We start from the raw sequence: 20,773 nt of genomic DNA, 5'->3' as shown, positions 1-20,773 counted from the left end.
CGACCATGGGCAACTTCGGCATCTTTAACAACGGGCTGGGTAACTTCGGCATCGCCAACACCGGCACCGGCAACGGCATGACTGGCGCCCAAGGGATTAACCCCACGCCGGTAATTAATCCAGCCTTGGACGGCGGTAATGGGACAAGCAATATTGAGTTCGTTCCGCATGTCTCTATCGGTGGTGGCACCGGCGGACCGGGTCAAGCCGGGGGGTTCGGTGTCAACGGCGGCAATGGCGGCACCGGTGGTAATGCGACGATCGATTTCGACAACACTTCGATAGCGGTTGCGGGCTACGGCGGAAATGGCGGCGCCGGCGGCGCTGGTGGTGCTGACGGTGGCGCGGGTGGAGCGGGCGGAGAAGCAGTGAGTTACTACGGCACCGCAGTTGCGGGCCGTGGCGGCGACGGTGGCGTCGGCGGTATCGGGACCAGTGGCCAGACGGGCGGGGCGGGCGGTGCCGGAGGTGCCGGGGGACGTGGCGGATGGCTCGTTGGTGACGGCGGCATGGGTGGTAGCGGCGGCACGGGCGGTGGCGGCGGCACCGGTGATTTCGGCGGCAAGGGTGGCGCTGGCGGTTTCTCCGGCACACCTGGTGGCGACAGCGCCGTCTCGGTCTCCGTCGACGCCATTGGCGGCAAGGGCGGCAACGGCGGCAACGGCGGCGAGGGCGGCACCGGAGGCGGAGGGGGTGCCGGTGGCTCCGGCGGTGAAGGGGGCGCTGGCGGCTGGCTGGTCGGCAATGGCGGCGGCGGCGGTAACGGCGGCTTGGGAGGCGCAGGCGGTATGGGCGGTGGAGGTGGCATGGGCGGTAACGGCGCCAATGGTGCTGATGCTGTGAGTCAATCCACTTTCGGTCCGGGTGTCGGGGCGCACGGCGGCAACGGGGGCAACGGCGGCGACGCTGGACATGGGGGTGGTGGCGGAGCCGGCGGTGATGGCGGCTACGCCGGTACCGGCGGCCGCGGTGGGCTGTTAAGCGGCCAGCAAGGTGTAACCGGCCTTGGGGGCGGCGGAGGCATCGGTGGGTCCGGCGGCGAGCACGGCACCGTAGGCAGCGGTGGGGCGGCCGGCACGGGTACGAGCCCCTATGCAACGAATGGCAGCCCGGGGGACCCGGGTCATGGCGGCGACGCCTACAACGGCGCCCGGGGTGATGACGGCAACCCGGGCTAACCGGCGGTGGCGGCCTCGTCGACAGCCCGCTGCCACTCAATATGGCGATGCTGCAAACCCGGCTCGTTGCGGCCGAACAGAAGTTGTTCGCGCGCACCGGATTCCAAGTTAGCCTGCAATCTTTCGGCCAATTGGTAGTCCTCGTCGCGGACGGTGGCGTGCGCGTACTCGAAGACCGCTTGTGCGCCTGCGGCTACTGATTCGTCGGACATATCCAGCGGCGTCGAATTTTGGTGCACGGTAATGGACCGGCCCGGCCGGTCGCCGGGATAGACGCGGAACAACTCGCCATTAGCCATGGTCACCGAAATCACAATGTTGGGAAACAGCGCGTAGATGACGACGAAGTTGTTGAACGGAATCCACTGATCCTCGGGAATATTCTCCAGATCCAGAATCGTGTTCAACGGGAAGATCAATCGATGATGCGGCCCGTAGGCATCGAACACCGTGCAGTTGCTGCGCGCAATCGTCGCAAAAGTCTGCTGGTGCACGGTGGCGAAGTGGTAGTTCTCCGCGAAGGTATCCACCGCCAGCTTCCAATTGATGGGGGAGTCGAGCACCTTCTCGCCCAGCGGTGCCCATCGCCCGATGCTCCATGAGTCGAGTTCCTCAGCCAACGGTCCCAAGTGCGCCGCGACATCCAGGGCGATGCCGGGATCCAGTGCTATCCAGAGGAATCCGGCGAATTCGGTGGCAGGTAACTCGGTCAAGCCGTCGGACTTCAGCGTCGTCTCGGGAAATCCCTCGCGGCCCGGCACGGCGACCAGACGGCCGGTGTTGTCGTAGGTCCAGGCGTGGTACGGGCAGGTGAACCGCTTGGCGACGCCGCATCCGACGGCGACCTGGGACTGCCGATGCAGGCAGACGTTGTCGAACGCTTTGACCGAGCCGTCGGCTGTCCGGGCGAGCAGGATGGACCGGCCCATCACCGTCTTGGTGCAGTAGGCGCCCGATCGGGGAAGTTCGGATGCGTAGCCGACCAGTTGCGGGCTCGACAGCACCATCGCGCGGTCGCGTTCGTGCCGCTCGCGGGAGGTGTATTCGGTCGCATCGACGCGGTGCGTAGCAGGGGCAAGGTCGGTGGTCTTGTCGCGGGCCAGTTTCAAAGCCCGTCGGGTGAGATCGATGAGCTGGTCGTGATCCAACTGAAACCCCTGTTGACGCTTGGCTGATCGAAGCTAACTTTACTAACTTTATAGTGAAAGCAAGGCTCGGCCAACCGCTGACGGTGCAAAGCCAACCCGTGTCAGCGACGTTGGCTCTGCGCTGACGGCGCGACCTACTCGCACTTTTGCGCCCTCAGCGCAGAGTCAATGGAAAGGAAGTGAGTCGGTGTGGCCAATGTGTCTTGTGATGTTTCTGCCCTAACCTGTGGCGTGTGTCGGTGTCTCGGCGTGATGTGCTCAAGCTTGCCGCGGCGACCCCGGGGTTGTTAGGCCTTGGCGCTGCCGCAGCGTCATTGCGCGCTGCTCCGGCCTCAGCGTCGCTCGGCACCCTGCTGGACTATGCGGCCGGCGTCATCCCGGCCAGCGAGATCAGGGCGTCGGGTGCGATCGGCGCGATCCGGTACGTGTCAGACCGTCGCCCCGGCGGGTCCTGGATGCTGGGCAAGCCGATTCAGCTCGCCGAAGCCCAGGACCTGCACGGAAGCGGACTTAAGATCGTCTCCTGCTACCAATTCGGCAAGGGCAGCACCTCGGACTGGTTGGGGGGCGCCGCCGCCGGTGTCCAGCACGCGCGGCGTGGCGCCGAACTGCACGCGGCGGCCGGCGGTCCGGCTGGCGCCCCGATATACGCCTCGATCGACGACGACCCGTCACATGACCAGTACAAGAACCAGATCGTGCCGTACCTGCGCTCCTGGGAATCGGTCGTCGGGCATCAACGAACAGGTGTGTACGCCAACTCCAAAACCATCGATTGGGCGGTGCACGACGGCTTGGGCGCCTACTTCTGGCAGCACAACTGGGGCTCGCCGAAGGGTTACACCCATCCCGCGGCGCATCTACACCAGGTCGAGATCGACAAGCGCACGGTTGGCGGGGTGGGGGTCGACATCAACGAAATTCTCAAGCCGCAGTTCGGCCAATGGGCGTGAGCGGGCTGCGTTCCTAAGAACCTGAGATCCGTTCCAGCAAACACTCGTTCGCTCAATCCGCGCCGTCGGCTACGCGGATGAATGCGCGCGGTGTCGGCCGGTGCCGCAAAGCAGCCGCGGCGGAGTAAAATTTTTTGACATAACGATTTGGTAACAATACTGCCTTGAACAGCACCGTTATAGCTACTCGACCGTAACCACCTGCATGCAGGACGTTTGTCAGCGACACCCGCGTCGGCCGTTTCAGCCGGTGTTACCCGCGACACGGTTACCCGTGCGTAGAACTCGCCAGTAACCAATCGGCGCCAAGAATTCGTATAGGTTCTCATGACACTCTTATTGGGACTGAGTGCAGTGCATGGCCCCGCTCGACGACGTGCCGGCCGCCAATACAGCACCGGTTAGACGATTGCCGGCCGTGATTCGACGCGGAATCGCCGGGGAGTTGACGGGCACTCGGCGGGGACGAGTCCGGAACTGGCCGAACGAGCCAAGACGCACAGACGTAGATGCATAGGGAGACATAAGGTGACGATCCACGAGCACGAGGCGGGGTCCCCAGCGGAGCGAGGGGATGTTTCCGCAAACCGCAATGGCAGTGGAGCGCAAAGTACTCATGCTCTGGTCGATCGCCTGACGGCAGGTGAGCCCTATGCGGTCGCGTTCGGCGGGCAAGGCAGTGCCTGGCTGGAGACGCTGGAAGAACTGGTGTCCGGCGCCGGCATCGAATCAGAGTTGGCCGAGTTGGTCGGCGAGGTCCAGTTGCTGCTGGAGCCGGTCGCCAAAGAGCTGGTCGTGGTGCGTCCGATCGGCTTTGAGCCGCTGCAGTGGGTACGCGCGTTGGCGGCCGAGGATCCGGTTCCCTCCGAGAAGCACTTGACGTCGTCCGCGGTCTCATTGCCGGGCGTGCTGCTGACCCAGATCGCCGCCATCCGCGCGTTGGCCCGCCAGGGCATGGACCTGATCAACACCCCGCCGGTTGCATTGGCGGGACACTCGCAGGGCGTACTTGCGGTCGAGGCGCTCAAGGCCGGCGGTACGCGTGACGTGGAGTTGCTGGCATTAGGGCAGCTGATCGGCGCCGCCGGAACCCTGGTTGCCCGCCGGCGAGGCATTTCGATTCTCGGTGACCGCCCGCCGATGGTCTCGGTCACCAACGCTGACCCCGAGCGGATCGGCCAGCTACTCGACGAATTCGCTCAAGACGTCCGCACGGTACTTCCGCCCGTGCTGTCCATCCGCAACGGCCGTCGATCGGTGGTCATCACCGGCACCCCCGAGCAGCTGTCGCGCTTCGAGTTGTACTGCAAGCAGATCTCGGAGAAGGAAGAAGCCGAGCGCAAGAACAAGATCCGCGGCGGCGACGTCTTCGCGCCGCTGTTCGACCCGGTCAGGGTCGAGGTCGGCTTCCACACGCCGCGCCTGGCCGACGGCATCGACATCGTCGGCGGATGGGCCGAGAAGGTCGGCTTGGATGTCGGGCTGGCCCGCCAGTTGGCCGACGCCATCCTGGTAACCAAGGTCGACTGGGTCGAAGAGATCACCCGCGTCCACGACGCCGGCGCTCGGTGGATCCTTGACCTGGGCCCCGGCGACATCCTGACCAGACTGACGGCGCCGGTGATCCGCGGCCTTGGTATCGGCATCGTCCCCGCGGCCACCCGCGGCGGACAGCGCAATCTGTTCACTGTCGGGGCAACCCCGGAGGTGGCGCGCGCCTGGTCCAGCTATGCGCCGACGGTGGTGCGACTGCCCGATGGCAGGGTCAAGCTGTCCACCAAGTTCACCCGCTTGACCGGCCGGTCGCCCATCCTGTTGGCCGGCATGACCCCGACCACCGTCGATGCCAAAATCGTCGCCGCCGCGGCCAACGCCGGGCACTGGGCCGAGCTGGCCGGTGGTGGCCAGGTCACCGAAGAGATCTTCGCCGACCGCATCGAGGAATTGTCCGGCCTGCTCGAGCCCGGCCGCACCTACCAGTTCAACGCGTTGTTCTTGGACCCTTATCTATGGAAGCTGCAGCTGGGCGGCAAGCGCTTGGTGCAGAAGGCGCGCCAGTCCGGCGCTGCGATCGACGGCGTCGTGGTCAGCGCCGGCATCCCGGATCTCGAAGAAGCCGTGGAACTGATCGAAGAGCTCAACGACATCGGCATCAGTCACGTGGTCTTCAAGCCCGGAACCATCGAGCAGATCCGCTCCGTGATCCGCATTGCCACCGAGGTGCCGACGCGCCCGGTGATCATGCATGTCGAGGGTGGGCGAGCCGGCGGCCACCACTCCTGGGAAGACCTCGACGACCTTTTGCTTGCGACCTACTCGGAGCTGCGTTCGCGCGCCAACATCACCGTGTGCGTCGGTGGCGGCATCGGGACCCCGGAGCGGGCTGCCGAGTACCTGTCCGGCCGCTGGGCGCAGGCCTACGGCTTCCCGTTGATGCCGATCGACGGGATCTTGGTCGGCACCGCCGCGATGGCGACCCTGGAGTCCACCACCTCGCCTTCGGTCAAGAAGATGCTGGTCGACACGAAAGGCACCGACCACTGGATCAGTGCCGGAAAAGCCCAGGGCGGCATGGCTTCCAGCCGCAGCCAGCTCGGCGCTGACATTCACGAGATCGACAACAGCGCGTCGCGGTGCGGGCAACTGCTCGACGAAGTGGCCGGCGACCCGGATGCGGTCGCGGAGCGTCGCGACGAGATCATCGCCGCGATGGCCAACACCGCCAAGCCCTACTTCGGCGACGTGGCCGAGATGACCTACCTGCAGTGGCTGCAGCGCTACGTCGAACTGGCTATCGGAGAAGGCAATTCGACCGCCGACACCGCCGCACCGGGTAGCCCGTGGTTGGCCGACACCTGGCGCGACCGCTTCGAGGAGATGCTCAAGCGCACCGAAGCCCGGTTGCATGCAAAGGACTTCGGCCCGATCGAGACGCTGTTCGACAATGCTGCGTTGCTGGAAGACCCCGAACAGGCCATCGCGACACTGCTCGAGCACTACCCAGACGCCCAGAACGTGCACCTGCACCCCGCCGACGTGCCGTTCTTCGTCACCTTGTGCAAGACGCTGGGCAAGCCGGTCAACTTCGTGCCGGTCATCGACAAGGATGTCCGGCGCTGGTGGCGCAGTGACTCGCTGTGGCAGGCGCACGACGCCCGCTACGACGCCGACCAGGTGTGCATCATCCCCGGCCCCGCGGCCGTCGCCGGCATCACCCGGATGGACGAGCCCGTCGGTGAATTGCTGGACCGCTTCGAGCAGGCCGCAATCGACGAGGTGCTCGAGGTGCTGGCATCATCGGGTGCCGAACCCCAGGACGTGACCGCGCGCCGAATCGGGCGCGCCGACCTCCGTGGACCGCTGGCGGTCGTGCTCGACGCGCCGGACGTGTTGTGGGCAGGGCGCACCACCACCAACCCGGTGCACCGCATCGCCGATCCCGCCGACTGGCAGGTGCACGAAAACCGCACCGCCACACACACTTCCACCGGTTCGCGATTGCAGGTCAATTCCGCGGGCGGCAGCGTTGTGCTCAGCGTGCCGGTGTCGGGCACCTGGATCGACATACAGTTCACCCTGCCCGCCAACACCCTCGACGGCGGCATCCCGGTGGTGTCCACCGAAGATGCCACCGCCGCAATGCGTTCCGTACTTGCCATCGCTGCCGGTGTCGACGGACCGCAGTCGCTGCCCGAGGTGGTCGACGGGACGGCAACGCTCACGGTGAACTGGGATCCCGAGCGGGTCGCCGACCACACCGGAGTAACCGCCACCTTCGGCGAGCCGCTGGCCCCCAGCCTCACCACCGTGCCGGACGCACTCGTCGGCCATTGCTGGCCAGCAGTTTTCGCGGCCATCGGTGAGGCATCGACCGAGGCGGGGGCACCCGTCGTCGAAGGTCTGCTCAGCCTGGTGCACCTGGACCACGCCGCCCGGCTGGCCGGGCCGCTGCCGACCGTACCGGCCCAATTGACTGTCACTGCAACGGCTTCCAAAGCCACCGACACCGACATGGGACGCGTGGTGCCGGTCACGGTCACGATCACCGACAGCGACGGCACATCCGTCGCGACGCTCGAGGAGCGGTTCGCGATCCTGGGCCGGACCGGGTCCGCAGAACTCACCGACCCCGTCCGGGCCGGTGGCGCGGTATCGGAGAACGCCACCGACACCCCGCGCCGCCGACGTCGCGACGTCACCATTGGCGCGCCAGTAGACATGCGCCCCTTCGCCGTCGTGTCCGGTGACCACAACCCCATCCACACCGACAAGGCCGCCGCGCTGCTGGCGGGCCTGGACTCGCCGATCGTGCACGGCATGTGGCTGTCGGCCGCAGCCCAGCACGCCGTGACCGCCACCGATGGACAGGCCCGGCCGCCGGCGCGCCTGATCGGCTGGACCGCACGGTTCCTGGGCATGGTGCGCCCCGGTGACGAGGTGGACTTCCGTGTCGAACGAGTCGGAATCGACCAGGGCGCAGAGGTTTTGGAAGTAGCCGCCCGAATCGGCTCGGACCTGGTCATGTCGGCGACCGCACGGCTGGCATCGCCGAAGACGGCCTACGCCTTCCCCGGCCAGGGCATCCAGCACAAGGGCATGGGCATGGATGTCCGGGCCCGGTCCAAGGCTGCCCGCAAGGTGTGGGACGAGGCCGACCGATTCACCCGCGACACGCTGGGATTCTCGGTGCTGCACGTGGTGCGCGACAACCCGACCAGCATCATCGCCAGCGGTGTGCACTACCACCACCCCGACGGCGTGCTGTTCCTGACGCAGTTCACCCAGGTCGCGATGGCGACGGTCGCGGCCGCTCAGGTCGCCGAGATGCGTGAGCAGGGCGCCTTTGTCGAAGACGCCATCGCCTGCGGCCACTCCGTCGGTGAGTACACCGCATTAGCTTGCGTCAGTGGCGTTTTCGAACTCGATGCGCTGCTCGAAGCCGTGTTCCATCGCGGTTCCAAGATGCACGACATCGTGCCGCGCGACGAGTTGGGCCGGTCCAACTACCGGTTGGCCGCAATCCGTCCGTCCCAGATCGACCTGCCCGACGATCAAGTAACCGAATTTGTCGCCGGAATCGCGGCGAATACTGGCGAGTTTCTAGAGATCGTCAACTTCAACCTGCGCGGCTCGCAATACGCCATCGCCGGTACCGTACGCGGACTCGAGGCGTTGGAAGCTGAGGTGGAACGGCGCCGCGAAATCACCGGCGGCAAGCGCTCGTTCATCCTGGTGCCCGGTATCGACGTGCCGTTCCACTCACGAGTGCTGCGGGTCGGGGTGGCCGAATTCCGGCGCTCCCTGGAACGGCTCATGCCGCGCGACAAAGACCCTGAGCTGATCCTCGGGCGCTACATTCCCAACCTGGTGCCGCGGCCGTTCACCCTGGACCGCGACTTCATCCAGGAGATCCGGGATCTGGTGCCCGCCGAGCCGCTCGACGAAATTCTCGACGACTACGACACCTGGCGAAACGAGCGGCCGCGCGATTTGGCCCGCAAGGTACTGATCGAGTTGCTGGCCTGGCAGTTCGCCAGCCCGGTGCGCTGGATCGAGACGCAGGACCTGCTGTTCATCGAGGACGCGGCCGGCGGTTTAGGCGTGGAGCGGTTCGTCGAGATCGGCGTGAAGACGGCGCCGACCGTCGCCGGCCTCGCCACCAACACCCTCAAGTTGCCCGAATATGCCCACAGCACAGTGGAAGTGCTCAATGCCGAGCGCGACGCCGCGGTGCTGTTTGCCACCGACACCGACCCGGAGCCGGAGGACGAGCCAATCGAAGATGCCGCTGCGGCACCGGAGATCGCCGCCGCGGTGGAGGCCGCCCCAGCGCCTGCGCCGGCAGCGCCGTCTGGAGGTCCGCGTCCCGCCGATCTGACGTTCGACGCCGCCGACGCGACCTTGGCGCTCATCGCGATCTCGGCCAAGATGCGCATCGACCAGATCGAGACGCTGGACTCGATCGAGTCCATCACCGACGGCGCTTCGTCGCGGCGTAACCAGCTGCTCGTCGACTTGGGCTCCGAGTTGAATCTCGGCGCGATCGACGGCGCCGCCGAAGCCGACCTGGCCGGCTTGCGGGCGCAGGTGACCAAGCTGGCCCGCACCTACAAGCCTTACGGCCCAGTGCTTTCCGATGCAATCAACGATCAGCTGCGTACGGTGCTCGGACCGTCGGGCAAGCGGCCCGCCGCGATCGCCGAGCGGGTGACCAAGACCTGGGAACTCGGCGAGGGCTGGGCAAAGCACGTCACCGTGGAGGTGGCGTTGGGGACCCGGGAAGGCACCAGCGTGCGTGGCGGTGCCATGGGGCACCTGCACGAGGGTGCGCTGGCCGACGCCGCGTCTGTCGACAAGGTCATCGATGGGGCGGTGGCCGCAGTGGCTGCGCGCCATGGTGTTTCGGTATCACTGCCGTCCGCTGGCGGCGGCGGTGGCGCAACCGTGGATGCGGCGGCACTGAGCGAGTTCACCGATCAGATCACCGGCCGCGACGGCGTGCTGGCTTCGGCGGCCCGACTGGTGCTGGGTCAGCTGGGTCTGGATGACCCGGTCACCGCCTCGCCGGCCACCACCGATGCGGAGCTCATCGACCTGGTTACCGCCGAATTGGGTGCCGACTGGCCACGTTTGGTGGCTCCGACGTTCGACGGTAAGAAAGCGGTCGTTTTCGACGACCGCTGGGCCAGTGCGCGGGAGGATCTGGTCAAGCTGTGGCTAACCGACGAGGGCGACATCGACTCCGACTGGGTGCGGCTCTCGGAGCGCTTCGAGGGCACCGGGCACGTCGTCGCGACCCAGGCCACCTGGTGGCAGGGCAGGTCGCTGGCTGCGGGTAAGCAGATCCACGCCTCGCTGTACGGTCGGATCGCGGCCGGCGCCGAAAACCCCGACCCCGGCCCCTACAGCGGCGAAATCGCTGTGGTGACAGGAGCTTCCAAGGGCTCGATCGCGTCGGCGGTGGCGGCGCGGCTGCTCGATGGTGGCGGTACGGTCATCGCGACGACCTCCAAGCTCAACGACGAACGGTTGGCGTTCTACCGCAACCTCTACCGCGATCATGCTCGCTACCGGGCGGCACTGTGGGTGGTACCGGCCAACATGGCCTCGTACTCCGACATCGACGCCCTGGTCGAGTGGATCGGCAACGAGCAGTCCGAAAGCCTTGGACCGCAGTCGATTCACCTCAAGGACGCCCAGACCCCGACGCTGCTGTTCCCGTTCGCGGCGCCACGTGTCGTCGGGGACCTGTCCGAGGTGGGTGCGCGTGCCGAGATGGAGATGAAGGTCCTGTTGTGGGCTGTGCAGCGGCTCATCAGCGGTCTGTCCAAGATCGGTGCTGAGCGCGACATCGCGTCGCGGTTGCACGTGGTGCTGCCCGGCTCGCCTAACCGCGGAATGTTCGGCGGGGATGGAGCTTACGGAGAAGCCAAGTCGGCGCTAGATGCTGTGGTGACCCGTTGGCACGCCGAAACCTCATGGGCTGAGCGGGTCAGTTTGGCGCACGCGCTGATCGGCTGGACCCGTGGCACCGGGCTGATGGGACACAACGACGCCATCGTCACCGCGGTCGAAGAGGCGGGTGTCAATACCTACTCGACCGATGAGATGGCCGCAATGCTGCTAGGCCTGTGCGACGTCGAATCCAAAGTCGCCGCAGCAGGTTCGCCGATCAAGGCGGACTTCACCGGAGGCCTGGCCGACGTCGAACTCGACATGGCGGCGTTGGCCGCGAAGGCGCGCGAGGAAATGTCAGGGGAGGGTGCCGCCGATGCGGACGAAACCGCTGAGGGCACCATCGCGGCGTTGCCGTCACCTCCGCGTGGGTTCACCCCGGCGCCCCCGCCGCAGTGGGATGACCTCGACGTTGACCCGGCCGACCTGGTCGTGATCGTCGGTGGCGCCGAACTCGGGCCATACGGTTCCTCACGCACCCGGTTCGAGATGGAAGTCGAGAACGAACTGTCGGCCGCCGGTGTGCTCGAATTGGCCTGGACGACCGGACTGATCCGCTGGGAGGATGACCCCCAACCGGGTTGGTACGACACGCAATCCGGCGATCTGGTAGACGAGTCCGAGTTGGTCGAGCGCTACCACGACATTGTGGTGCAGCGTTGCGGTATCCGCGAGTTCGTCGATGACGGTGCGATCGATCCCGACCACGCTTCGCCACTTCTGGTGTCGGTGTTCTTGGACAAGGACTTCACCTTTGTGGTGTCGTCGGAGTCCGAGGCCCGGGCGTTCGTCGAATTCGAGCCGGAACACACGGTGATCAGGCCGGTGCCCAACTCGAGCGACTGGCAGGTCACGCGCAAATCGGGCACCGAGATCCGGGTACCGCGCAAGACCAAGCTGTCCCGTGTGGTCGGGGCGCAGATCCCGACCGGCTTCGACCCCACGGTGTGGGGCATCAGTCCGGACATGGCGACCTCGATCGACCGGGTGGCGCTATGGAACATCGTCACGACCGTCGACGCGTTCCTGTCTGCCGGGTTCAGTCCCGCAGAAGTGATGCGCTATGTGCACCCGAGCCTGGTGGCGAGCACCCAGGGCACCGGCATGGGTGGCATGACGTCGATGCAGACCATGTACCACGGAAACCTGCTCGGCCGTAACAAGCCGAACGACATCCTGCAGGAAGTATTGCCGAATGTCGTTGCCGCACACGTGGTTCAGTCCTATGTCGGCAGTTACGGGTCGATGATCCACCCGGTCGCCGCATGCGCGACGGCGGCGGTGTCGGTCGAGGAGGGCGTCGACAAGATTCGACTGGGTAAGGCCGAGCTCGTGGTGGCCGGCGGCCTGGACGACCTCACGCTGGAAGCCATCATCGGCTTCGGCGACATGGCCGCCACGGCCGACACGTCGATGATGCGCGGCCGCGGCATCGAGGATTCGAAGTTCTCCCGGCCAAACGACCGGCGCCGGCTCGGCTTCGTCGAAGCTCAGGGCGGCGGTACCATCCTGCTGGCGCGCGGTGATCTGGCGCTTCGGATGGGGTTGCCGGTGCTCGCAGTGGTCGCGTATGCGCAGTCCTTCGGGGATGGGGTGCATACCTCGATTCCGGCTCCGGGCCTTGGGGCGCTGGGTGCGGGCCGCGGCGGCAGGGATTCAGCGCTGGTGCGCTCGCTGGCCAAGCTCGGAGTGAGCGCCGACGACGTTGCCGTGATCTCTAAGCACGACACGTCGACGCTGGCCAACGACCCCAACGAGACCGAGTTGCACGAGCGGCTCGCTGACTCGATGGGCCGCTCTGCGGGCGCCCCGCTGTTCGTGGTCTCGCAGAAGAACCTGACCGGGCATGCCAAGGGCGGCGCGGCGGTCTTTCAGATGATGGGCCTGTGCCAGATGTTGCGCGACGGGGTGATACCGCCAAACCGCAGCCTGGACTGCGTCGACGACGACCTAGCCGGCTCCTCGCACTTCGTCTGGTTGCGCGATACGTTGCGAGTCGGCGACAAGTTCCCGCTCAAGGCCGGCATGTTGACCAGCCTCGGGTTCGGTCACGTGTCGGGATTGGTCGCACTGGTCCATCCGCAGGCATTCATAGCGGCGCTGGATCCTGCGCAGCGCGCGGAATACCAGCGGCGTGCTGACGGCCGGCTGCTCGCGGGTCAGCGTCGACTAGTCTCGGCCATCGCCGGCGGGGAACCGATGTATCAGCGGCCGCCGGATCGTCGCTTCGATCACGACGTGGCGGAGAAGCCTCAGGAGGCGGCAATGCTGCTGAACCCAGCCGCCCGGTTGAGCGACGCTGACGCCTACCGGGCAGCTGCCGAATGACTTCGGGTATCCGTTAACCTGGCGACCCATGGGCATCGTCGGCATCGGGATTGACCTTGTCTCCATACCGGATTTTGCCGAGCAGGTTGACCAGCCCGGGACGGTGTTCGCGGCGACCTTCACTCCAGGTGAGCGTCGCGACGCGTCCGACAAAAGTTCGTCGGCCGCACGTCACCTGGCGGCCCGCTGGGCCGCCAAGGAAGCGGTGATCAAGGCGTGGTCGGGTTCGCGGTTCGCGCAGCGACCCGTGTTGCCTAAGGACATCTACCGCGACATCGAGGTGGTCACCGACATGTGGGGACGGCCGCGGGTCAGGTTGAGCGGGGAGATCGCCAAGCACTTGGCTGACGTGACGATCCATGTGTCGCTGACCCACGACGCCGACACCGCCGCCGCGGTAGCGATCCTCGAGACCTCTTAAGCGCTGCTCGAAGCTAGAGCGCGAGCGCCGCGCGCGGGGCCGTGCTGGGGATTGCGCATGCCCGGCGTCGGAGTTACGCTGCGGTGACCAACATTACTCGGCAGTAAGTTACTGGCCGGTTCGACCAGCCTGGCTCGCGGCATCAGACGGGGTGCCGTTTAGTCGTTCCAGCCCTGCCGGCCGAAGTGTTGCTGGCCCTGCATTTCAGTACATAATGTCGCCGCAAATCCCCTGGATTTGGGGCAATAAGTGCTGTTTAAGATGGATTCTTAATGCTTGGGTAGAAGATCCTGTCAGTTCCCTGGGAGCGCTGGCATCTGTCTAATTGCGGCCTAAATTCTTTGGAGGTCGATGACTGGCGGTCATAACGCCAAAACAAGTTGAAGGGAACGAATGTGTCATATGTGAGCGCGATACCGGAGTTGGTCGAGGCCGCGGCCAACGACTTGGCGGGTCTTGGATCGGAGATAAGTCAAGCCACCGCTTCTGCGACGGCGGCGACAACCTCGCTATCACCCGCCGCGGCCGACGAAATCTCCGCGTTCATCGCGCAACTTTTCGGTGCTCACGGCCAGGACTTTCAAGCAGTCAGCGCTCGGGCCGCGGCTTTCCACAGCGAGTTCGTGAATCTGCTCAGCGGCAGCGCCGGTCAGTACGTCGGCGCGGAAGCGGCAGCTCAAGCCCTACTTAGCGGTCCCGCTGCGAGTGCGGCGCAGGGCATGGAATCGTTTGCGGCCTCTGTCGCCGCCCCGTACCAGACGTTGTTCGCCAACACCGCGGCCAACCTCCAATCACTGAGCAATACCCTGTCGGCGAATCCACTGCCGTTCCTGCGCCAGCTGGCTACCAACCAGGCAGGCTACCTTCAGATGGTCGGCGCTGGCTTCGCTGGCGCGATCCGGAACCTGCCTTCCGAAATAGCCGGTTTGCCCACTTCGGTGCAGAGTGCCATGCAGGGTTTGGCAAATTTCCAGCCCGGAGTTCTGGCACAGTCGGTAATCAACAATCAAATTGGTTACTTCAACACTATTTCGACGTCGCTGCAGGCCGCAAATCACGACTTCATTGCTGGCTTGCAAGAATTGCCGAGCAGCTTTCAGGCCGCAAGTCAAGCTCTGCAAGCGGGAGATTTCAACGGCGCGGTCGATGACCTCGCGACAGGCTTCCTGAATCCGTTTATCACCGGCTTCAGCGGCGAAGTGACCGACTCCGGCGTTGTCGTGGTGACCGTCAACGGCGCCGTCGGAGATCTCACGCCGATCCTGTCCATTCCCGGGCAGATGGCACAGCACTTCACCGGACTGCTGCCGGCCGGTTCGATCCCGGCGATGATGTCGCAGAACGTCACAAACGTCATCAACACCGCGACGGACACGTCGCAGTGGATCAACCTCATGGGCGTGTCCAGTCCGCCCATCCCGCTACATGTTGGGCTGCCCTTGGCCATCGGCCTGGACGCGATAGGGCCGTTCGTCACAACCGGGGGCGCTTTCCAGTCGAGCGTGACGTCGTTCGCCGCTGCCGTGCAAACCGGCGACGTGGCCGGGGCCGTCGCCGCCGCCATCGACGCTCCCGCGGTGGTTGCCAATGGCTTCCTCAACGGACAGGCGGTGCTGCCGTTGAACGCTGCAGTAACCTTCCCGTGGGGCGCTTCGCTGAACTCGACGACGGAGCTTCCGTTAGGCGGCATTCTCGCCCCTCTGCAAGCTGCCCAACTCATCACCGATATCAACCCCGGCGTGCCAGTCCCGCTCACTGGCGCCGAGTTCGGCGGTATCGTTCCGGGCCTGCTGTCCTATCTGCCCGAGCAGTTCGCCCAGGCCATCGGCGCCACCACTTAGCCCGCGAGCAGACGCAGAATCGCGTTGGAGCGCAGGCTCCAACGCGATTCTGCGTCTGCTCGCGCGGGGAGTGCTCGCGCGGGGAGTGCTCGCGCGGGGAGTGCTCGCGCGGGGAGTGCTCGCGCGGGGAGTGCTCGCGCGGCCTAGCGAGCCAGGCTACGGGCGTAGCCGGCTCCCATGCTCAGCAACACCAAACCCACGATGATGAACGCCGCGACCCGGAAGATGCCGTCAAGCGTGGCCAGGTCGAACAGGAACAGCTTGGCGGTCGCCGCACCGGTCAGCGCCAGGCCGGCGGTAATCGTCTCGGTGCGGTGCTCGCCGTCGTCCCGGCGCAGCGCGTAGACGAACAGCGCTGCCGCCCCACCGATCCAGCAAATAGTGGCCGCCATGTGCCCAGCAAGGAATCCGCCCCCGGTCCCGCCGAGCAGCACACCGGCGCTGACCGTGAACGCGGTAACGGCGTAAATGACCAGTGCCGAAGCTGTCGCGATCAGCAGACCGCTGATGTCTGAATTTCGCTGTTCGGCAGCGTACGTCCGCATCACAACGCGAACGATGACGACCGCGAATGCGATGACGAGCAAGCTGGCCGCCAGGGTGGAAACGGCGACAGAAGCCGGGGCCGCACTCGCGCGCACGAGCGAGCTCAGTGGGGCGTAGCTGTAGAAAATGGCGGTACCGATGACACCGAAAGCCGCTGCGATCCAACGGCCTACCGCGTCGTGGCCGGCGGCGATGGCGATGACGATGGCCAGGGCCAGTAGTACGGGGCCTTCGACGTATCCGGCGAAAGCGACGGTCACAGCGATCAGCCCAGCGATCGCCGACCATGCCGACCAGATTTGGGTGACGATCCGGTCGTGCTTGCCGAGCAGCGCGGCGGCGAGCATGCCGAAGGCCAACGCCGCCGCCAGCACCGACGCGAGCACCCGGTCGGTCGAGATAGCGCTGGCCAGCACCGGCACCGTGCCGGCGCAGGTCAATAGTGCCAGCACGGCTTTGTTACGGGTCGCGGGCAGCAGGATCAAACCTCCGGCGACGGTCAACAAAGCCGCTACGGCGCACATGCCACCGAGCAGCCAGGTGTTGTCGTGCCGGCTGACTGAAACCAGTGCCAGCAACAGCGGCATGGTGCCGGCCGCTACCCGAGCCGCGTGCATCCACGCCCAGTCCTTGCCCAGTTGCACCGGCAGCGCGGCGGCCGACAGCGCCAGCATGAAGCTGACCAGCAATAGGTCCACGCCGTCAGTAATCACCGGTGCCAGCCCGATGAGGGGAACCAGCACCAACAACGCCAGGTGTTCGGAGTTCCACCGCCTGGCGAGCATCAGTCCGGCGCCGCCGACGATCGCCGCCAACACCAACCCGACGGGCGCCGGAACCCACTCATAGATAGTGACGACGGCGATGACGTCCAGGTATGCGGTGGCGATACCCGTGGCGGCCAACGCGATCGCGCCGATCCGGCCACCGGGTCGCCCGCGCAGCCGGGCTGCCACGGCGACGAGCGCGGCAGCCAGGGCGCTGCCACCTGCCACCCGGATCTCCGGTCGCAGCAACCCGGCCTGCGCGGCCAGGACGAGCAGCAACACCACTCCGATCAACGTCACGGCCACACCGGCAACGGCGAGCAACTTACCGATCCAGTTGAAATCGCCTTTGGCAGCGGCGGTTTCGGGTCTGCTGGTTGGCTGGGCGGGACGAGGCCGGGGAGCGGGTCGGGGTGGCGGCGGTGTCCGGCGCGGCGCTACCGCCGGCGTCCAGCCCTGCCAGTACTGCTGCCAGTACGCATCCGAGGCCTGCTGCGCCGACACCGCGGCAGCCGGCATCGGGGTGGGCGGTACTGGATAGGGCGACACCGGGGCTGGCGGCACGGGTGCAGGCGCAGCGACTGGCGCGGGCGATGCGGAAAACAACTGGTCGAGCTGACTGAGCTCTCCGGAGACCCGGGACATCTGCCGGGCCAGGGCATCGAATTCGTGTGTAAGCCGGCTGAGCACAGCACGGTCAGCCTGATGCGGTTCGGTCATGGTGCCCCACCCTGCCGCGAAATGCGGTCATGCGGATGAGTAGGACTACCCAACTCGCACTATTGGTCGAGGCCGTGCTCGATGGCGTACCGCGTCAACTCCACCCGGTTGGCAACCTGTAGCTTGCGAAACGTCGCCTGCACGTGGTTTTCCACGGTGCGGTGACTCAACGAAAGCTTCTCGGCAATCTGCTTGGCGGACAATCCTTTTGCGACGAAACGCAAGACCTCGGTCTCGCGATCGGTGAGGCTGGGGGTGGTCGGACCGGAACTCGGCTGCGCTGCGATGCGCCGGTATTCGCCCAGCACCAGCCCGGCCAGGCTCGGGGTGAACACCGCCCGTCCCGCCGCGGTGGCTCGCACCGCATCGGCCAGTTCGGCTTTCGACGCGCTCTTGACCAGGTATCCGGTGGCCCCGGCCTTGACGGCCTCCAACACGTCGTCGCGCTCGTCGGACGCCGACAACACCAACACCTTCGTCGCCGGCGAGACCTCGAGAACTTCCATCGTCGCCTGAACACCGTCGCCGTCGGACAGGCGCATGTCCATCACCACCACATCCGGCCTGACCACGGCCGCGCGTCGTCGCGCCGAAGCCACCCCGTCGGCGGTGGCAACTACATTGAACCCGTCGTCGGCGAGATCTCGGGCAACCGCGTCGCGCCAGATGGGGTGGTCGTCGACGACCATCACTCTAGGTTCGGCAGGCTCAGTCACGGCCAGGACCTCGGCGCGGCACGTTCAGCTCCCATTCGGTTCCCTCTCCGGTGTCAGTGTGCAGTTCGGCGCTGCCTCCCAACGACATCAACCGTCCCACAATCGACTTCGAAATGCCGATGTGTCCCTGCTCGACCGCCTCCTCGAGCCGTCCCGGTGCGATGCCTATCCCGTCGTCGCGGACGCTCACCGTAACCGAATCGCCGAGATCCTCAAGCAGAACGAAGGCGCGTGCGCCCGGGCCCGCGTGCGCGCGCACGTTATCCAGAGCGTTGCCCACCGCGGCATCCAGTTCGCCGGCCACTTCGCCGTCCATCGTTACCGGCGTCCCCGGCAGGCTCATCGACACCCGGTCGGCCTCACGGCGGCGCAACAACGCGCGCAGATCGACGGTCTTGCTGGTTGCGGTGTCGCTTTCCATGTCGGTCGAGGTCACCCAACTTCGCAGCGCGCGTTCTTGTTCGCCGGCGAGCTCGGCTAGTTCCGATGCGGCGCCGCCAATTTCGTGTCCACGTTTGGCGACCAACGCAAGCACCTGGATGACACCGTCGTGGACCTGGCGCGAAAGCCTTTCCCGCTCTTCCAAAGCGGCCGACAGTCGTGCCGCTCGCTGCAATTCGTCGTGCGCGCGGCGGGCGGTGCGGGCAGCCAGGCCCACCGCCAGCCCGACCGCCAACTCGACAATGATGGTCGCGTTGCGGCCGAGGTTGACGTTGATGTAGCCCTTGACGAATTCGCTGCTCACGGTGACGGCCAAGCCCGTCAGCATGCCACCTGTCGGTCCGAACAGCAGGGCCGCGGAGATGGTGGCGTTGCTGGCCCACAACGTCGTCGGCCACGTCTGGTTGTTGTGCGCCCACTGTCCAGTGGCCACCACCTCGGTAGACAGCATCAACGCCACCACAACGACGAGTTCGGCGATCACCCATGCCGGGCGTCGGCCAAATCCGCGCAGATAGGCGATCGCGCACGCCGCGCTCCACGCGACTAGCACCGCGAACAGCAGCCATCCCAACGCCGGGTGACGCAGGTCGGAATTGACCGCGATCTGGAAGCCCAGCGCATACAGGCAGCTCAAGAGTCGGAACAGCTGGGCCGCCCGCCACAGCGGTGTCGTGGGGTCAGGACCGTTGCTCACCATTACCGGCAGCATAGCTAGCCTCGAGGGCGTGACTGATCTGGTTGAGCGGGTGCGCGAAATTCTGCCGTCGGTGCGGCGTGATCTTGAGGATCTGGTGCGAATCGAATCCGTGTGGGCTGACCCGGCGCGGCGCGATGAGGTGCACCGCAGCGCGCGGGCCGTGGTGGACCTATTGTCCCAGGCGGGTTTTGGCGATATCCGGGTAGTCAGCGAGGGCGGTGCTCCGGCGGTCATCGCGCACTATCCGGCGCCACCTGGTGCGCCTACCGTGCTGCTCTATGCCCATCACGACGTGCAGCCCGAGGGTGACCGCGGGCAGTGGATATCGCCGCCGTTTGAGCCGACAGAACGTAACGGCCGCCTCTACGGGCGAGGAACCGCCGACGACAAGGCAGGCATCGCAACACATTTGGCGGCCTTCCGGGCACATGGCGGAAAGCCTCCGGTCGGGGTGACGGTTTTCGTCGAAGGGGAGGAGGAGTCGGGTTCGCCGTCGCTGGGCCGATTGCTGGCCGCGCACCGCGATGCGCTTGCCGCGGACGTCATCGTCATTGCCGACTCGGACAATTGGAGCACGCAGGTGCCGGCGTTGACGGTGTCGTTGCGGGGGATGGCCGACTGTGTGGTGGAGGTTGCCACTCTTGACCATGGCCTGCACTCCGGGCTGTGGGGCGGTGTGGTGCCCGATGCGCTGAGTGTGCTGGTGCGGCTGCTGGCCAGTCTGCATGACGACGACGGCAATGTGGCGGTCTCGGGGTTGCACGAGAGCACCGCCGCGTCGGTCGACTATCCGCCCGAACGAGTGCGCGAGGAGTCCGGCCTGCTCGACGGCGTGACCGAGATCGGATGCGGGTCGGTGCCACAGCGACTATGGGCCAAACCGGCGATTACCGTGATCGGCATCGACACCACATCTGTTGCGGCAGCGTCGAATACGTTGATCCCACGGGCCCGCGCCAAGATCAGCATCAGGGTGGCGCCCGGCGGTGACGCGGTGGCGCATCTGGACGCGGTGCAGGCCCACCTCGAGCGGCACGCACCCTGGGGCGCTCACGTCAAAGTCACCCGCGGCGAGATCGGACAGCCCTACGCGATCGACGCCACCGGCCCGGTCTATGACGCGGCCCGGGCAGCGTTTCGGCAGGCCTGGGGTGTGGAGGCAATCGACATGGGGATGGGCGGATCGATTCCGTTCATCGCCGAGTTCGCCGATGCTTTTCCGCAAGCCAAGATTCTGGTCACCGGTGTAGAGGACCCCGGTACTCAGGCGCACAGCATCAACGAAAGCCTGGATCTCGGTGTGCTGGAACGCGCCGCCATCGCCGAGGCGCTATTGCTGGCGAATCTTGCCTGAAATCGTTTGTGCTGCTGGTCTTCTGGATGGGACTTGTCGGACCCTGTCTTTAGAATTCGGGTATGGGTTGCAGCAGTCGTGAGGAGATCACTGAGGTGGTCGAGGGGCTGCGCAGTTATGCAAAACGTTGGTCTGAGTTGAGTTTTGATGCGTTGAGTACTCCGGAGTGGCTGGGTTTGTTGGAGGCCGGTGAACTGCTTGCGCG

Annotated in this window: 10 protein-coding genes; 6 read left to right on the top strand and 4 right to left on the bottom strand. The window is 65.9% G+C overall.

Annotated elements, in window-relative coordinates; all coding sequences use genetic code 11:
* The first annotated feature begins 5 nt into the window (after window positions 1-5).
* Window positions 6-1,178, top strand: coding sequence for a hypothetical protein (locus A5634_RS28770; protein WP_065146467.1), 1,173 nt, complete (start codon window positions 6-8; stop codon window positions 1,176-1,178).
* Here the strand turns inward: A5634_RS28770 and A5634_RS23640 are convergent.
* The gene (locus A5634_RS23640; protein ID WP_065146466.1) at window positions 1,175-2,326 is read right to left on the bottom strand and encodes an aromatic ring-hydroxylating oxygenase subunit alpha; all 1,152 of its coding nucleotides are present in this window, start codon (window positions 2,324-2,326) and stop codon (window positions 1,175-1,177) included. The two genes, A5634_RS28770 and A5634_RS23640, sit on opposite strands and share 4 nt — an antisense overlap.
* A gap of 233 nt (window positions 2,327-2,559) precedes the next feature.
* Between A5634_RS23640 and A5634_RS23635 the strand changes: the two genes are divergently transcribed.
* The 4 genes from A5634_RS23635 to A5634_RS30050 all read left to right on the top strand — a co-directional run bounded on the left by A5634_RS23635 (window position 2,560) and on the right by A5634_RS30050 (window position 15,324).
* Entirely contained in the window at window positions 2,560-3,279 is a 720-nt protein-coding gene (locus tag A5634_RS23635) for a DUF1906 domain-containing protein (protein ID WP_065146465.1), read from the top strand.
* 528 nt (window positions 3,280-3,807) lie between these two features.
* Window positions 3,808-13,062: a type I polyketide synthase gene (locus tag A5634_RS23630; protein WP_065146464.1), complete on the top strand. Its 9,255-nt coding sequence runs from the start codon at window positions 3,808-3,810 to the stop codon at window positions 13,060-13,062.
* A gap of 28 nt (window positions 13,063-13,090) precedes the next feature.
* Window positions 13,091-13,483 carry a holo-ACP synthase AcpS gene (acpS, locus tag A5634_RS23625; protein ID WP_065146463.1) on the top strand — a complete coding sequence of 131 codons (393 nt, stop codon included), beginning with the start codon at window positions 13,091-13,093 and terminating at the stop codon, window positions 13,481-13,483.
* Between the two features lie 395 nt (window positions 13,484-13,878).
* Entirely contained in the window at window positions 13,879-15,324 is a 1,446-nt protein-coding gene (locus A5634_RS30050) for a PE family protein (protein WP_081290623.1), read from the top strand.
* Between the two features lie 143 nt (window positions 15,325-15,467).
* Here the strand turns inward: A5634_RS30050 and A5634_RS23615 are convergent, their stop codons facing one another.
* Genes A5634_RS23615 through macS form a run of 3 tightly spaced genes read right to left on the bottom strand, consistent with a single transcriptional unit; the run spans window position 15,468 to window position 19,226 of the window.
* Complete coding sequence (locus A5634_RS23615) at window positions 15,468-17,357, bottom strand: DUF2339 domain-containing protein (RefSeq protein WP_065146461.1); 1,890 nt, start codon at window positions 17,355-17,357, stop codon at window positions 15,468-15,470.
* 59 nt (window positions 17,358-17,416) lie between these two features.
* Window positions 17,417-18,046 carry a response regulator transcription factor gene (locus tag A5634_RS23610; RefSeq protein ID WP_155769687.1) on the bottom strand — a complete coding sequence of 210 codons (630 nt, stop codon included), beginning with the start codon at window positions 18,044-18,046 and terminating at the stop codon, window positions 17,417-17,419.
* 19 nt (window positions 18,047-18,065) lie between these two features.
* Window positions 18,066-19,226 (bottom strand): MacS family sensor histidine kinase, encoded by a 1,161-nt coding sequence (gene macS / locus A5634_RS23605; protein ID WP_065146459.1) that lies wholly within the window; start codon window positions 19,224-19,226, stop codon window positions 18,066-18,068.
* Here macS and A5634_RS23600 point away from each other — a divergent pair.
* Window positions 19,189-20,568 (top strand): dipeptidase, encoded by a 1,380-nt coding sequence (locus A5634_RS23600; protein ID WP_253861854.1) that lies wholly within the window; start codon window positions 19,189-19,191, stop codon window positions 20,566-20,568. The two genes, macS and A5634_RS23600, sit on opposite strands and share 38 nt — an antisense overlap.
* Window positions 20,569-20,773 lie beyond the last annotated feature (205 nt).

It is taken from the genome of Mycobacterium asiaticum, assembly GCF_001673365.1.
GTDB lineage: Bacteria > Actinomycetota > Actinomycetes > Mycobacteriales > Mycobacteriaceae > Mycobacterium > Mycobacterium asiaticum_A.
The sequence above is the reverse complement of the archived record's forward strand: the minus strand, read 5'-3'. Positions and strand labels throughout refer to the sequence as shown.

Excerpts from the sequence above, each read along its gene's own strand:
- A5634_RS28770 (WP_065146467.1), top strand. The coding sequence starts at position 6 with ATGGGCAACTTCGGCATCTTTAACAACGGGCTGGGTAACTTCGGCATC.
- acpS (WP_065146463.1), top strand. The coding sequence starts at position 13,091 with ATGGGCATCGTCGGCATCGGGATTGACCTTGTCTCCATACCGGATTTT.
- A5634_RS23615 (WP_065146461.1), bottom strand. The coding sequence starts at position 17,357 with ATGACCGAACCGCATCAGGCTGACCGTGCTGTGCTCAGCCGGCTTACA.
- A5634_RS23610 (WP_155769687.1), bottom strand. The coding sequence starts at position 18,046 with ATGGTCGTCGACGACCACCCCATCTGGCGCGACGCGGTTGCCCGAGAT.
- macS (WP_065146459.1), bottom strand. The coding sequence starts at position 19,226 with ATGCTGCCGGTAATGGTGAGCAACGGTCCTGACCCCACGACACCGCTG.